Below are 11978 nucleotides of genomic sequence, written 5' to 3'. Positions count from 1 at the left end.
CTTCGACTTCCTGCGAGGTCGAGACGATCTTGCCCGGGTGGACGTTCTTCTTGGTCCAGCTCATTTCCGAAACGTGGACCAGGCCTTCGATGCCCGGTTCGATTTCGACGAAGGCGCCGTATTCGGTGATGTTGGTGACGGTGCCCGTCAGCTTCATGCCGACCGGGTACTTGGCCGAAACGCCATCCCACGGATCCGATTCGAGCTGCTTCATGCCGAGGCTGATGCGCTGCGTGTCTTCATTGATGCGGATGATCTGGACGGTCACGGTCTGGCCGATCTCGATCATTTCGCTCGGGTGGTTGACGCGCTTGTAGCTCATGTCGGTGACGTGGAGCAGGCCGTCGATACCGCCGAGGTCGACGAAGGCGCCGTAGTCGGTGATGTTCTTGACCACGCCGTCGATCACCTGGCCTTCGGCCAGCTTGTCGATCAGCTCGCTGCGCTGTTCGGCGCGGGTCTCTTCGAGGACCGCGCGGCGCGAGACGACGATGTTACCGCGGCGGCGGTCCATCTTGAGGATCTGGAAGGGCTGGGCCATGTCCATCAGCGGGGTGACGTCGCGCACGGGGCGGATGTCGACCTGCGAACCGGGCAGGAAGGCCACGGCGCCGTCGAGGTCGACGGTGAAGCCGCCCTTGACGCGGCCGAAGATGCGGCCTTCGACGCGCTTGCCTTCGCCGAACTCGCTTTCCAGCTTGTCCCAGGCGGCTTCGCGGCGGGCGCGGTCGCGCGACAGCATGGCTTCGCCGTCGGCGTTTTCGACGCGGTCGACATAGACTTCGACCTCGTCACCGACACCCGGTGCGACATCGCCTTCGCCGCGCTGGAATTCCTTGAGGTCGACGCGGCCTTCGCTCTTCAGGCCGACATCGATGTGCGCCATGCCGTTTTCGATGGCGGTGACGGTGCCCTTGACGACACGGCCTTCGAAGCCGCCTTCGTCGGCGCCGCCGAGCTGCTCGTCGAGCATTTTCGCGAAATCGTCGCGAGTGGGATTGGCTGCAGTTGCCATGGTTGTGTAGTCCTAACGTTCGTTTTGCTACCGGCCGCCGGTTTTCCCGGGGTCTTTACCCGTCTGCCTGCGCACCATTGCACGGGCCGTACGGGGCAAGAGGCCGATGCCGCGCGGGGCCGGTTGCCGTCGCGCGGGTCCTTTCAATCGACAGATTGCGAGAACGGGCGCGCGCCTAGGCGAAACCAGCGTCCAAGGCAAGGAAATTGCTTAGTGCCCAGCTATGTAACCGGTTCATTAGGGAAATCTTTGGGGTTGCCGCGCCACAAGCCTCACTCGGCCGATGAGAAGTCAAACGTGGATCCGGGCTGCCCGACAGAGCGCGCATGAAACACAGGATTTTACCCCAGGATGTCAGGGCGGGCATGTTCATCTGCGGCTTCGGCGGCGGCTGGCTGGACCATCCCTTCTGGTTCAAGCGGTTCGAAGTAAAACCCCGGCATCTCCGCAGGCTGGCGGAATCGGCGGTGCCTTTCGTGGTCATCGACGACGAGAAGGGGCCGGGGCCGGCGGAAGCCGAGCCTGACCGCCCTTCCGTAGCGCTCACGAGCGCACAAGCGAGGTTGTCCGACAAAGGGTACCGAGGGAAGGAGTCGATCCGGCCCCTGCGTTCCAGGACGCCTCGCGGACCGTCGCGTCGGTCGCCGAGCGCTGCATCTGCGCGCAACAGCAGGCGCGCCGAGGCCAAGCGACTCCTCGCGCGCTCGCTTGCGGTAACGCGCGAAACCTTTGCGAACATCCGGACGGGCAAGGCGATCCGCATGGCGGAGGTGAGCGAGGTCGTCGAAGACATCGTCGGCTCGACCGCGCAATGCCCGCGCGCCCTGCTCGAGATTGTGCGTCTCAAACAGAAGGACGAGTACACCTATCTCCATTCGGTCGCCGTCTGCACCCTCATGATCAATGTCGCGCGCCAGCTGGGCAAAAGCGAGGCGGAGGTCTTCGACTATGGCTTGGCTGGTCTGTTCCACGATCTCGGGAAGATGTGCGTCGACCAGGCGATCCTCGACAAGCCGGGCCGTCTGGACGAGTCCGAATTCGACGCGGTCCGCAGCCACCCGGTCCATGGCCACGATATCCTGGCACGGACTCCGGGCGTGCCCGCGATCGCTCTCGATGTCTGCCGCCACCATCACGAACGCCCCGACGGCAGGGGCTATCCCTCGGGCCTGTCCGGAGTGGAACTGTCGGAGGCCGCGCGGCTCGGAGCGATCTGCGACGTCTATGACGCGCTCACCTCGGACCGCGCCTACAAGGACGCCTGGAGCCCCAGCAAGGCGATGACGGCGATGTGGGGCTGGGAAGGGCAGTTCGACCGCGAACTGCTGTTCGCTTTCATGCAGAGCGTCGGCGTGTTCGCCGAAGGCCTCGTGGTCGAGCTCGACGGCGATCGTCTCGGTCTCGTCCTCGCGCCCAAAAACGAAGGGCAGCGATCGCGCGTTCTGGTGTTCTTCTGCACTGCCACCGGGCGCCCGATGGTTGCGAAGGATGCGACCACTGCAGGCAAGCGTGACAGCGTTGCAGTCCTGGCTCCCGTCGACCCGCAGGCCCACGGGATCGGTCCCGAGCAGTGCCACGAGGCTCTTCTGCGCGGGGCCGGGTGGGCGCAACGGCCTATCGCCACGCTCGCCGTCTGAAGCGCACCGCTCAGTCGCCCGCATAGAGCATGGCGACGTCGCAGCGTTCGTAGCGCGCGCCGTAGTCGGCCATGATGCCTGCATCGTGCTCGAAGCCGAGCTTCTCGTAGAGGTGGATCGCCGCGGCGCATCTGTGGTTGGTGAGAAGGTAGAGCTTCTCGGCGCCCAGTGCCTTCGCCCGATCGATCATCCCCTGCAGCAGGAACTCGCCCGCTTTCAGCCCGCGCGCGCTTTCGCGCACGCCCATTTTGGTCAGCTCGAAGGCGCGCGGACCGGTCTTCTGCAGGGCGCAGGTGCCGACGATGCCGAGCCCCGCCGCCTCGACGAAGAGTATGTCGCCGCCGGGATCGATGATGCGCTTCTGCGGATGTTCGAGGACCTCGCGATCGGTCGCCTCGAGCACGAACATGCTCTCGATCCATTCGGCGTTGATGTCGTGGAATTCGCGGGCGAGGGCAGGCGAGTATTCGCGCAGGGCCAGGGCGGAAGGTTGCGCCCGGGCCGCGCGCTCGGCGATCGAGGCGTCCACCAGCGCATGCTCGATGATCGCCAGCTGGCGAAGGAAATCGCCCTCGACCAGCGCGAGGATTTCCTCGGCGGCAGCGCCGACGCGGGGCCAGACCAGTTCGGCGATCCGGCGGGCCATGCGCTCGCCCTCCTCGGTGAGCGCGATCGTCCGGCTGCGCTGGTCGTCGCAGGCGACATCGCCCGCAAGGCCCAAGCGTTTCAGCTGGCTCACGGTGCGCGTCATGCCCGGCTGGCTGGTGCCGCTCGCCTCGGCAAGCTGCCCGACTGTCCTGGGGCCGGTGCGTAGCGCCGCCATGGCGGCCATGTGCCCCGGTTGCAGCGGAATGCCGGCGTCGCTCAGCACGCTGGCCGCACCCGCCTGCATACGCTCTCCCAGCCGCTTCAGCCGGCTGCCGAGGAAGGCGGGACCCATCTGCGCGACGACATCGACCATGCGAATCTCCATAACGTGATATATAACACGTTATGGAGGTGTGAGACAATCGACAAGCGTTTGTGCTGACGTCTAGGAAATCGCCTGAGTGACGGCCTCGATCGCCGCCGCAATCGCCTCGTCCCTGCCCAGCGCGCTGGTATCGATGATCCTGGCGTCGGCCGCGGGGACCAGCGGTGCAACCGGGCGTTTGCTATCGCGTTCGTCGCGGCGACGCAGATCGTCCTGGATCTCGAGCAGCGTGACGCCTGCGCCGCGTTCGCGCATCTCGAGGAAGCGGCGCTGCGCGCGTGCCTCGACACTGGCGGTCACGAAGAGCTTGGCCTCGGCCTCGGGTGCGATGACAGTGCCGATGTCGCGCCCGTCGAGTACCGCACCGCCCTCCTGCGTGGCGAAGCTGCGCTGGCGCTCGTAAAGCGCCTGACGGACCGCCGGGTGGACCGAGACGCGGCTCGCGAGTCCGCCGGTCTGCTCGTCCCGCAGGCGCGGGTCGTGAAGCAGACTGTCGGGAAAGCCCGTCGCCGCCAGCGCATCGCCGCCATCGTCGGGGTCGCCCCCGTCGAGCAACACCTGGCGCCCTACGGCGCGGTAGAGCAGGCCGGTGTCGAGATGCGGCAGGCCGAAATGCTCGGCGAGCGCCTTCGCGATCGTACCCTTGCCCGAGGCTGTCGGCCCGTCGACGGCGATGATCATGCTTTCGTCCCCCGCGCCTTCAGCGCCTTGGCCAAGCCCCACAGGGCGATCGCCGCCCAGAACCCCTCGAGCACGAGGCTCGGCCAGTTGGTGTGGACCAGCAGCGAAACGGTCAGCAGCGCCGCGCCGGCGAGATTGGTGCCATGGAGGACATAGGGGTTCGGCTCGTCCCTCCAGGTGAGGTAGCCATAGGCGCCGATGATGCAGGCCATGCCGACGAACCCCACGAGCGTGTAGATGTCGAGGTCGATCACGATGCGGCTGCGTCCAGCAGCGCGGTGAAGTTGGGGAAGCTCGTGGCGATCGGTTCGATATCGTCGATCTCGACCCCGTCGCTGCTGGCGAGGCCCGCCACCGCCATGCTCATGGCGATGCGGTGGTCGAGGTGCGTCGTAACCTGTCCGTTGGCCGTGCCGCGCAACGGATTGCCGCCGCTGCCGGCAATCACGAGGCCGTCTTCGCGCTCTTCGAGGGTCACGCCTGCGGCAGCGAGCGCTGCGGCCATGGCGGACAGGCGGTCGCTTTCCTTGACGCGCAATTCGTCGAGCCCGCTGGTCACGGTCGTGCCCTCGGCCATGGCGGCGGCCACGAAGAGGACGGGAAATTCGTCGATCATGCTCGGCGCGACGGCGGGATCCACCTCCATCCCCTTCAGCTTCGCGTGCCGAACGCGCAGGTCGGCCACCGGTTCGCCGCCGACCTCGCGCTCGTCGAGCTTCTCGATATCCGCGCCCATTCGCGCGAGCACGCGGAAGATCCCGTCGCGCGTCGGGTTGAGGCCGACGTTTGCGATCACGAGGTCGCTGCCCGGCACCACGCTGGCGGCGACCGCGAAGAAGGCCGCGGAGGAGGGGTCGCCCGGCACGGTGATGTCGGACGGGCGGAGGTCCGCGGGGCCGTGGATGCGGATGATCCGCTCGCCATCCGCTTTCTCGACCGTCAGCTCGGCGCCGAATCCGCGCAGCATGCGCTCGGTGTGGTCGCGCGTCGGCACCGGTTCGACCACCGTGGTGATGCCCGGCGTGTTGAGCCCGGCAAGCAGCACCGCGCTCTTCACCTGCGCGCTGGCGACGGGCAGGCGATAAGTGATCGGTACGGCGGGCTGCATGCCCTCCATCACCAGCGGCAGCGTGCCCCCGGGGGAGGGGGTAACGCTCGCGCCCATGGTCGAGAGGGGATCGATTACGCGCCCCATCGGGCGCTTCGACAGGCTTGCGTCGCCGGTGAAGGCGGCGGTGATGCCGTGGCTGGCGACCAGCCCCATCAGCAGCCGCGTCGAAGTGCCCGAATTGCCCATGTCGAGCGCCTGTTCGGGTTGCAGCAGCCCGCCCACGCCGACACCGTCGACCACCCAGTCGTCGCCTGCCCGCTCGATCCGCGCACCCATGGCGCGCAGGGCGGCCGCGGTGGCGAGCACGTCTTCGCCTTCGAGCAGCCCCGAAATCCGGCTGCGCCCCACCGCGAGCGCGCCGAACATCAGCGCGCGGTGGCTGATCGACTTGTCGCCCGGCACGCGGATGCGACCGGTCAGCGGGCCTGAGGGGAGAAAGCGGTGGGCGGTCACGAAAGCATATCCATATGAAGGCGGCGCTTTGACAGCGCACATGGGTTCTGGCAAGGCGCGCGCGCTGTTGATTCCTGCCCGGCAGGTTCCCATCAATACAATTACGAATTCACGGCTCCGCGCAGGTCGCGTGGGGCGGCAAATCCAAGGATTACACATGGTCAAACCGGAATGGGGCACCAAGCGGACCTGCCCGAACTGCGGCACCCGCTTCTACGATCTGAACAAGGAAGATCCCGTCACCTGCATCGAATGCGGTGAAGAATGGACTCCCGAGCCCGTGCTCAAGTCGAAGCAGCCGATCCTCGCCGAGGAAGAATCCAAGAAGAAGAAGGACGCCGAGGCGGACAGCGATCTGGGCGGCGACGACGATGACGATCTGGATATCGACATCGACGAAGACGATGATTCGCCCGACAACGAGGTCGATCTCGGAGGCGACGACGACCTCGGCGTAGAGACCAAATCGAAGGGCGACGACGACGACGTCGACGAAAGCTGAGTTCGCTCAAATTAGCTGTTGCATTGCGGGAGGGCTGCTTATATTGGGCGCCTCCCGCAAGGGTGACGCACCTCCCAGGGTGCGTCGTTTGAAAAATGGTTCGGGGCCTTAGCTCAGCTGGGAGAGCGCTACAATGGCATTGTAGAGGTCAGCGGTTCGATCCCGCTAGGCTCCACCATTTTCACCGGTTCTGGTGGTAGCAGGCCGTGGCGACGGCTGCGGCTTGCTTCCACCACACCCGGGCATGAGTTTGGGTTTCATCGGGGAATTCCCCACGCTGGCCGACGAGTTCTCGTCCGCCGGCGTTTTTCGCGTTTAATCGGGCCAGTCATGGTTCGATGAGGAGTAACAGGCATGTTCGACAATCTGTCCGACCGCCTCGGCAATGTCTTCGACCGCCTAAAAGGGCGCGGCGCGCTGTCCGAACAGGACGTGCGCGATGCGATGCGCGAGATTCGCGTGGCACTGCTCGAGGCCGATGTCGCATTGCCCGTCGTGCGCCGCTTCATCGATGCCGTCACCGAGAAGGCGATCGGGCAGGATGTCCTCAAGTCGGTCACGCCCGGCCAGCAGGTCGTCAAGATCGTCGACGACGAACTCGTCGCCATGCTCGGCGGGGGCGACGATGCCGATCCCAAGGATCGCGAGCTCAATTTCGCCGCCAAGCCGCCGGTCGTCATCATGATGGTCGGTCTGCAGGGCTCGGGCAAGACGACCACCACCGCCAAGCTCGGCCGACTGATCAGGCAGAAGCACGGCAAGAAGGCGCTGATGGCGTCGCTCGACGTCAACCGCCCGGCCGCGCAGGAACAGCTCAAGGTGCTCGGCGAGCAGGTTGAAGTCGCCACGCTGCCGATCGTCGAAGGCCAGCAACCGGTCGATATCGCGCGCCGCGCGATGGAGAGCGCCAGGCTGCAGGCCGCCGACGTGCTGCTGCTCGACACCGCGGGCCGCCTCCATGTCGACGAAGCGCTGATGGCCGAGATGAAGGCGATCGCCAGCGTCTCGGCGCCGACCGAAGTGCTGCTGGTGGTCGACAGCCTGACCGGCCAGGACGCGGTCAATGTCGCGCAGAGCTTCACCGGCGAAGTGCCGCTGACCGGCGTGGTACTGACCCGTATGGACGGCGATGCGCGCGGCGGTGCGGCGCTGTCGATGCGCTATGTCACCGGCAAGCCGATCAAGTTCGCCGGTACGGGGGAAAAGCTCGACGCGATCGAAGCCTTCGATCCCAAGCGCGTCGCCGGCCGCATCCTCGGCATGGGCGACGTCGTATCGCTGGTCGAGAAGGCGGCCGAGACGATCAAGGCCGATGAGGCCGAAGCGCTCGCCAAGAAGATGGCGCAGGGCAAGTTCGACCTCGAAGACCTGCGCATGCAGCTTCGCCAGATGCAGAACATGGGCGGCCTGGGCATGCTCGCAGGCATGCTGCCGGGCATGAAGAAGGCCAAGGCGGCGATGGCGGCGTCGAACATGGACGACCGCGTGCTGCTGCACATGGATGCGATCATCGGCTCGATGACCCCCAAGGAACGCAGGCGCCCCGAACTGATGAACGCCAAGCGCAAGAAGCGCGTGGCCGCCGGTTCGGGGACCGACGTGCAGACCGTCAACAAGGTGCTGAAAATGCACCAGGAGATGGGCCGCGCGATGAAGCAGATCAAGAAGATGGGCGGCCTCAAGGGCCTCGGCGCGCTGTTCGGCGGCGGGGGCATGGGCGCGGCCATGCCGGGGCTCGGCGGTCCCGGCGGCGGCATGCCCGGAATGGGCGGCGGCAAGGGACCCGGCGTGGACATGGACACGCTCCCGCCGGACCTTCAGGACATGCTCAAGAAGAAATAAGTTTCAGACGTTTACATTCGAAAGGTAATACCAAATGGCAGTTGCAATCCGTCTTTCGCGTGGTGGTGCCAAGAAGCGCCCCTACTACCGCATCATCGTCGCCGACTCGCGTTCGGCGCGTGACGGCAAGTATCTCGAACAGATCGGCACCTACAACCCGATGTTGCCGAAGGATTCGGGCGAGCGCGTGAAGCTCAACGAAGACCGTGCGCGTCACTGGCTGTCGGTCGGCGCCAAGCCGTCGGACCGTGTCCTCCGGTTCCTCGATGCCGCCGGCATCCTCGAGCGTGCGCCGCGCAACAACCCGAAGAAGGGCGAGCCGGGCGAAGCCGCCAAGGAACGCGCCGAGGAAAAGGCCGCCAAGATCGCTGAAGCCGAAGAAGCCAAGAAGGCTGCCGAAGAAGAAGCCAAGGCTGCTGCCGAAGCCCCGGCCGAAGAAGCTGCCGCTGAAGAAGCTCCGGCTGAAGAAGCTGCCGCTGAAGATGCGCCGGCCGAAGAAGCCGCGGCTGAAGAAGCCACCGAAGACAAGGGCGAGTAATCGCGCCCATGTCGGACAAGCCCGTTACGCTGGCAGCCGTCACCGGTGCGCATGGCGTGACGGGCGAAGTCCGCCTGAAGCTCTTCGGCGAGGGCGTCGAGGCCCTCAAGCCGCACAAGAGCTTCACCGCGCTCGGTTCTGGGGCGACGCTGACCCTCGCCAAGATCCGCAGCGACAACAAGGGCGGTGCCATCGCGCGCTTTGCCGAGGTCACGGATCGGACCGCGGCCGAACAGCTGCGTGGCACCGCCCTTTCCGTCTCGCGCGAGACGCTCCCTGCCCTCGACGAAGGCGAATTCTACTTCTCCGACCTGCTCGGCTTGGCCGTGGTCACCGATGCGGGCGATCCCGTCGGCCGCGTCTGCGCAGTCGAGAATTTCGGCGCGACCGACATCGTCGAGATCGAGAAGCCCGACGGCAAGAAGTTCATGGTCCCGCTGACCCCTCAGGCGGTGCCCGAATGGGACCGCGAGCGCCTGATCGTCGCCGCCGGCTTCGTCGACTAGCGCCGCAGCGGCTTTTTCTCAGCCAGATGGTTGCGGATCGTCGTCGCGGCGACGCCCGCCTGGCCCATCGCGTGGCTGATCTGGTCGAGCCCGATCACGACGTCGCCCGCGGCGAAGAGCCCCGGCACGCTCGTCTCGAGATGGTCGTCGACGAGTATGCAGCCGTCCTCGCTGACTTTCGCGCCCGCCGTCACCGCCAGCCCCGAGCGGATCACCGAGCCGAGTGCGGGATAGACGCTGTCGAACGTCATGCGTCCATCAGCGGTGTCCAGGGCGATTCTGCCGTTCTCGATCGCATAGCCGCCGCAGGGCCCGGCGACGCGGCGGATCCCCGCATCGTCGAGGGTCCTCGAACATTGCTCCGAAAGATCGTGGTCACCCTGCGGCGAAACCAGCGTCAGATCGGCGGTATAGGTGCGGATGAACTGCGCCTCGGCGGTGCCGTGGTCGCTGGTGCCGATCACCGCGACACGCTTGTCGGTTACCTCGTAGCCGTCGCACACCGGGCAGTAGCGGATCAGGCCGCGGCGCAAGGCCTCGTCATGCAACTGGTCGTCGATCCCCTCGGGGCGGTTGTTGACCACGCCGGTGGCGAGCAGGACGGTGCGAGCGCGATATTCCTCGTCGTCGCAGCAGACGGTGAAATGCTCGCCGTCGCGCTTGAGCTCGGTGACGCGCTTGGGTTCGCGGAGTGCGCCGTACTTCGCCGCCTGCTCGCGCATCCGCTCGAGCAGCTCCTCGCCGTTGATGCCGTCGGGAAAGCCGGCGTGGTTGTGACTGGTCGGGATCCAGCTCGCGCGGCTGGTACCGCAGTCGAACATGCGGATGGTGAGATAATAGCGCGCGAGATAGATGGCGGCGGTGAGCCCGGCGGGCCCCGCGCCCACGATGATGCAGTCGTCGATGTCCATGGCTGGGATACGCGCGGCGCGGCGATGGGTGCCGTTCGCAGAGCGGAATGAGCCTTGGGCAGAGCGGGGCTTGGCCGCGCGGCCCCTTCATGTCACAGCCGATGCCCACGCAGGGGAGGACCGCAAACCGATGATCGACAATGCCATTTTTCTCGCCGGTTCCTACGCCGCGATGGCCGCAGGGCTTAGCGTCACAGTAGCCAAGGTCTCGCCCACCATCGGACCGAGGCTCCGACACCTGTTCTCGGGAGCGGCACCGCTCGCCGCGGTCCTTGCGACACGGTTGACGGCAGCCGACAGCGTCACGCTGCAGGGCATGGACCTGTTCGCTGCGGGCGGTCTGGTCGTGCTCGGCGTTGCCACCTCCAGTGTGGTCGGCAAGTTCGTCCCCACCGCCGCAGCCAAAGACCGCCGACTCTCCGCCCGGTAAGGCTCCGGGACCCTATGGAACTATAGGCATTCTGCCGCTAGGGCGCGGCGCATGAGTTTCGCCGCCACCATCCTCACGCTCTATCCCGAGATGTTTCCGGGACCGCTCGGCGTCAGCCTTGCGGGGCGCGCGCTCGAGCGCGGGGACTGGACCTGCGAGACCGTGCAGATCCGCGACTTTGCGACCGACAAACATCGCACGGTCGACGATACACCCGCGGGGGGCGGCGCGGGCATGGTGCTCAAGCCCGATGTGATCGGCGCGGCAATCGCGAGTATCCTCCCCGCTACGGGGAGGGGGACCGTCGCAGACGGTGGAGGGGCACGATCGCCCGATCACCACGGTTCCGATCCGTCGGCCGCGCCCCTCCACCATCCTGCGGATGGTCCCCCTCCCCAAGTGGGGGAGGCTATCCCCCTCCTCGCCATGACGCCGCGCGGCAAGCCCATAACGCAGGCGCGCATCCGCGAGATCGCCGCCGGGCCGGGCGTCGCCATATTGTGCGGGCGGTTCGAGGGTTTCGACGAGCGGATTTTCGAGGCTTTCCCGCAGGTCGAGCAGGTCAGCCTGACAGATATCGTGCTCTCGGGCGGAGAACCCGCCGCGCTGGCGATTCTCGACGCTTGCATTCGCCTGCTTCCCGGAGTAATGGGCGCGCCCACAAGCGGGCATGAGGAGTCGTTCGAGGACGGCCTTCTCGAATACCCGCAATATACCCGACCTCAGGAATGGGAAGGGCGCACGATCCCTGAAGTGCTGCGATCGGGGGATCATGCGAAAATCGCTGCTTGGCGCAAGGCGAGGAGCGAGGACGATACACGGTTACGCAGGCCGGACCTTTGGGAGCGTTACAGTGACGCTCGGGACCGACCTGCCTCTGGCGCGCGGCGAAAAGATTAGGGATACGGTTCGATGAACCTCATTCAGCAGCTCGAGGCAGAAGCTATCGAGAACCTCGGGAAGGACATTCCCGAATTCCGCGCCGGCGACACCGTGCGCGTCGGCGTCAAGGTTGTCGAAGGCAGCCGCGAACGCGTCCAGAATTTCGAAGGCGTTGTCATCGCTCGCTCCAACCGCGGCATGGGCAGCAACTTCACCGTGCGCAAGATGAGCTTCGGCGAAGGCGTGGAACGCGTGTTCCCGCTCTACTCGCCGATCGTCGACAGCATCACCGTGGTCCGCCGCGGCATCGTGCGTCGCGCCAAGCTCTACTACCTGCGCGGCCGCACCGGCAAGCGCGCGCGTATCGCGGAACGTCGCGACAACGCGCCCAAGGCGTAAGCACGACAAAGTTTCTCTTCGCGAGAAGTTCGGGGCGGCCTTCCGACATGGAAGGCCGCCCTTTTTCGTAGGGGCCGTGATCGTAGACGTGAATCTGG

General features: G+C 66.1%; 14 protein-coding genes, 1 tRNA gene and 1 pseudogene. 10 read left to right on the top strand and 6 right to left on the bottom strand.

The window, feature by feature from the left end; genetic code table 11:
* Nucleotides 1–1015: 30S ribosomal protein S1 (locus ACN4E0_RS13995; RefSeq protein ID WP_419568814.1), on the bottom strand; the 1015-nt coding region annotated here is incomplete at its 3' end.
* 326 nt (nucleotides 1016–1341) lie between these two features.
* Between ACN4E0_RS13995 and ACN4E0_RS13990 the strand changes: the two are divergent.
* Together ACN4E0_RS13990 and ACN4E0_RS13985 are read left to right on the top strand one after the other, a co-directional pair.
* A pseudogene (locus ACN4E0_RS13990) lies at nucleotides 1342–1776 on the top strand (DUF3391 domain-containing protein); the annotation flags it as partial.
* Entirely contained in the window at nucleotides 1777–2652 is an 876-nt protein-coding gene (locus ACN4E0_RS13985; RefSeq protein ID WP_419568817.1) for an HD-GYP domain-containing protein, read from the top strand.
* 10 nt (nucleotides 2653–2662) lie between these two features.
* Here ACN4E0_RS13985 and ACN4E0_RS13980 read toward each other — a convergent pair whose 3' ends face one another.
* The 4 genes from ACN4E0_RS13980 to aroA are packed head-to-tail and all read right to left on the bottom strand — an operon-like array spanning nucleotide 2663 to nucleotide 5912.
* Nucleotides 2663–3625 (bottom strand): bifunctional helix-turn-helix transcriptional regulator/GNAT family N-acetyltransferase, encoded by a 963-nt coding sequence (locus tag ACN4E0_RS13980; protein WP_419568812.1) that lies wholly within the window; start codon nucleotides 3623–3625, stop codon nucleotides 2663–2665.
* Nucleotides 3626–3685: 60 nt separating this feature from the next.
* Complete coding sequence (locus tag ACN4E0_RS13975; protein ID WP_419568810.1) at nucleotides 3686–4306, bottom strand: (d)CMP kinase; 621 nt, start codon at nucleotides 4304–4306, stop codon at nucleotides 3686–3688.
* On the bottom strand, nucleotides 4303–4563 hold the full coding sequence (locus ACN4E0_RS13970) for a CBU_0592 family membrane protein (RefSeq protein ID WP_419568815.1): 261 nt from the start codon (nucleotides 4561–4563) through the stop codon (nucleotides 4303–4305). Before ACN4E0_RS13970 ends, ACN4E0_RS13975 begins: the two co-directional genes overlap by 4 nt.
* Nucleotides 4557–5912 carry a 3-phosphoshikimate 1-carboxyvinyltransferase gene (aroA, locus tag ACN4E0_RS13965; RefSeq protein ID WP_419568808.1) on the bottom strand — a complete coding sequence of 452 codons (1356 nt, stop codon included), beginning with the start codon at nucleotides 5910–5912 and terminating at the stop codon, nucleotides 4557–4559. The genes ACN4E0_RS13970 and aroA overlap by 7 nt, the downstream gene beginning before the upstream one ends.
* 115 nt (nucleotides 5913–6027) lie before the next feature.
* Here aroA and ACN4E0_RS13960 point away from each other — a divergent pair, with 115 nt between their 5' ends.
* The 5 genes from ACN4E0_RS13960 (at nucleotide 6028) to rimM (ending at nucleotide 9258) form a co-directional block, all read left to right on the top strand.
* The gene (locus tag ACN4E0_RS13960) at nucleotides 6028–6372 is read left to right on the top strand and encodes a TIGR02300 family protein (protein ID WP_419568806.1); all 345 of its coding nucleotides are present in this window, start codon (nucleotides 6028–6030) and stop codon (nucleotides 6370–6372) included.
* Nucleotides 6373–6474: 102 nt separating this feature from the next.
* Nucleotides 6475–6550: transfer RNA gene (locus tag ACN4E0_RS13955), tRNA-Ala, on the top strand.
* A 176-nt stretch (nucleotides 6551–6726) separates the two neighbouring features.
* Nucleotides 6727–8214 (top strand): signal recognition particle protein, encoded by a 1488-nt coding sequence (gene ffh / locus ACN4E0_RS13950; protein WP_419568804.1) that lies wholly within the window; start codon nucleotides 6727–6729, stop codon nucleotides 8212–8214.
* Between the two features lie 34 nt (nucleotides 8215–8248).
* Nucleotides 8249–8752 carry a 30S ribosomal protein S16 gene (gene rpsP, locus ACN4E0_RS13945; RefSeq protein WP_419568802.1) on the top strand — a complete coding sequence of 168 codons (504 nt, stop codon included), beginning with the start codon at nucleotides 8249–8251 and terminating at the stop codon, nucleotides 8750–8752.
* Between the two features lie 8 nt (nucleotides 8753–8760).
* Entirely contained in the window at nucleotides 8761–9258 is a 498-nt protein-coding gene (gene rimM, locus ACN4E0_RS13940) for a ribosome maturation factor RimM (protein WP_419568800.1), read from the top strand.
* On the opposite strand, the gene ACN4E0_RS13935 is transcribed toward rimM, so the two are convergent.
* The gene (locus tag ACN4E0_RS13935) at nucleotides 9255–10169 is read right to left on the bottom strand and encodes an NAD(P)/FAD-dependent oxidoreductase (RefSeq protein ID WP_419568798.1); all 915 of its coding nucleotides are present in this window, start codon (nucleotides 10167–10169) and stop codon (nucleotides 9255–9257) included. The two genes, rimM and ACN4E0_RS13935, sit on opposite strands and share 4 nt — an antisense overlap.
* Nucleotides 10170–10299: 130 nt before the next feature.
* On the opposite strand from ACN4E0_RS13935, the gene ACN4E0_RS13930 reads away from it, so the two are divergent.
* Genes ACN4E0_RS13930 through rplS form a run of 3 tightly spaced genes read left to right on the top strand, consistent with a single transcriptional unit; the run spans nucleotide 10300 to nucleotide 11880 of the window.
* On the top strand, nucleotides 10300–10599 hold the full coding sequence (locus ACN4E0_RS13930) for a hypothetical protein (RefSeq protein ID WP_419568796.1): 300 nt from the start codon (nucleotides 10300–10302) through the stop codon (nucleotides 10597–10599).
* Nucleotides 10600–10650: 51 nt separating this feature from the next.
* Nucleotides 10651–11499 (top strand): tRNA (guanosine(37)-N1)-methyltransferase TrmD, encoded by an 849-nt coding sequence (gene trmD / locus ACN4E0_RS13925; protein ID WP_419568794.1) that lies wholly within the window; start codon nucleotides 10651–10653, stop codon nucleotides 11497–11499.
* Between the two features lie 12 nt (nucleotides 11500–11511).
* The gene (gene rplS / locus ACN4E0_RS13920) at nucleotides 11512–11880 is read left to right on the top strand and encodes a 50S ribosomal protein L19 (protein ID WP_370191673.1); all 369 of its coding nucleotides are present in this window, start codon (nucleotides 11512–11514) and stop codon (nucleotides 11878–11880) included.
* The last annotated feature ends 98 nt before the right edge of the window (nucleotides 11881–11978 follow it).

The organism is Qipengyuania sp., assembly GCF_048550555.1.
Lineage (GTDB): Bacteria > Pseudomonadota > Alphaproteobacteria > Sphingomonadales > Sphingomonadaceae > Qipengyuania.
This window is presented reverse-complemented; position numbering and strand designations above follow the sequence as displayed.

Bases quoted from the DNA above. Each gene is read 5' to 3' on its own strand.
- ACN4E0_RS13985 (WP_419568817.1), top strand. From the start codon at position 1,777: ATGGCGGAGGTGAGCGAGGTCGTCGAAGACATCGTCGGCTCGACCGCG.
- ACN4E0_RS13980 (WP_419568812.1), bottom strand. From the start codon at position 3,625: ATGGAGATTCGCATGGTCGATGTCGTCGCGCAGATGGGTCCCGCCTTC.
- ACN4E0_RS13975 (WP_419568810.1), bottom strand. From the start codon at position 4,306: ATGATCATCGCCGTCGACGGGCCGACAGCCTCGGGCAAGGGTACGATC.
- aroA (WP_419568808.1), bottom strand. From the start codon at position 5,912: ATGTGCGCTGTCAAAGCGCCGCCTTCATATGGATATGCTTTCGTGACC.
- ACN4E0_RS13960 (WP_419568806.1), top strand. From the start codon at position 6,028: ATGGTCAAACCGGAATGGGGCACCAAGCGGACCTGCCCGAACTGCGGC.
- ffh (WP_419568804.1), top strand. From the start codon at position 6,727: ATGTTCGACAATCTGTCCGACCGCCTCGGCAATGTCTTCGACCGCCTA.
- rpsP (WP_419568802.1), top strand. From the start codon at position 8,249: ATGGCAGTTGCAATCCGTCTTTCGCGTGGTGGTGCCAAGAAGCGCCCC.
- rimM (WP_419568800.1), top strand. From the start codon at position 8,761: ATGTCGGACAAGCCCGTTACGCTGGCAGCCGTCACCGGTGCGCATGGC.
- ACN4E0_RS13935 (WP_419568798.1), bottom strand. From the start codon at position 10,169: ATGGACATCGACGACTGCATCATCGTGGGCGCGGGGCCCGCCGGGCTC.
- ACN4E0_RS13930 (WP_419568796.1), top strand. From the start codon at position 10,300: ATGATCGACAATGCCATTTTTCTCGCCGGTTCCTACGCCGCGATGGCC.
- trmD (WP_419568794.1), top strand. From the start codon at position 10,651: ATGAGTTTCGCCGCCACCATCCTCACGCTCTATCCCGAGATGTTTCCG.
- rplS (WP_370191673.1), top strand. From the start codon at position 11,512: ATGAACCTCATTCAGCAGCTCGAGGCAGAAGCTATCGAGAACCTCGGG.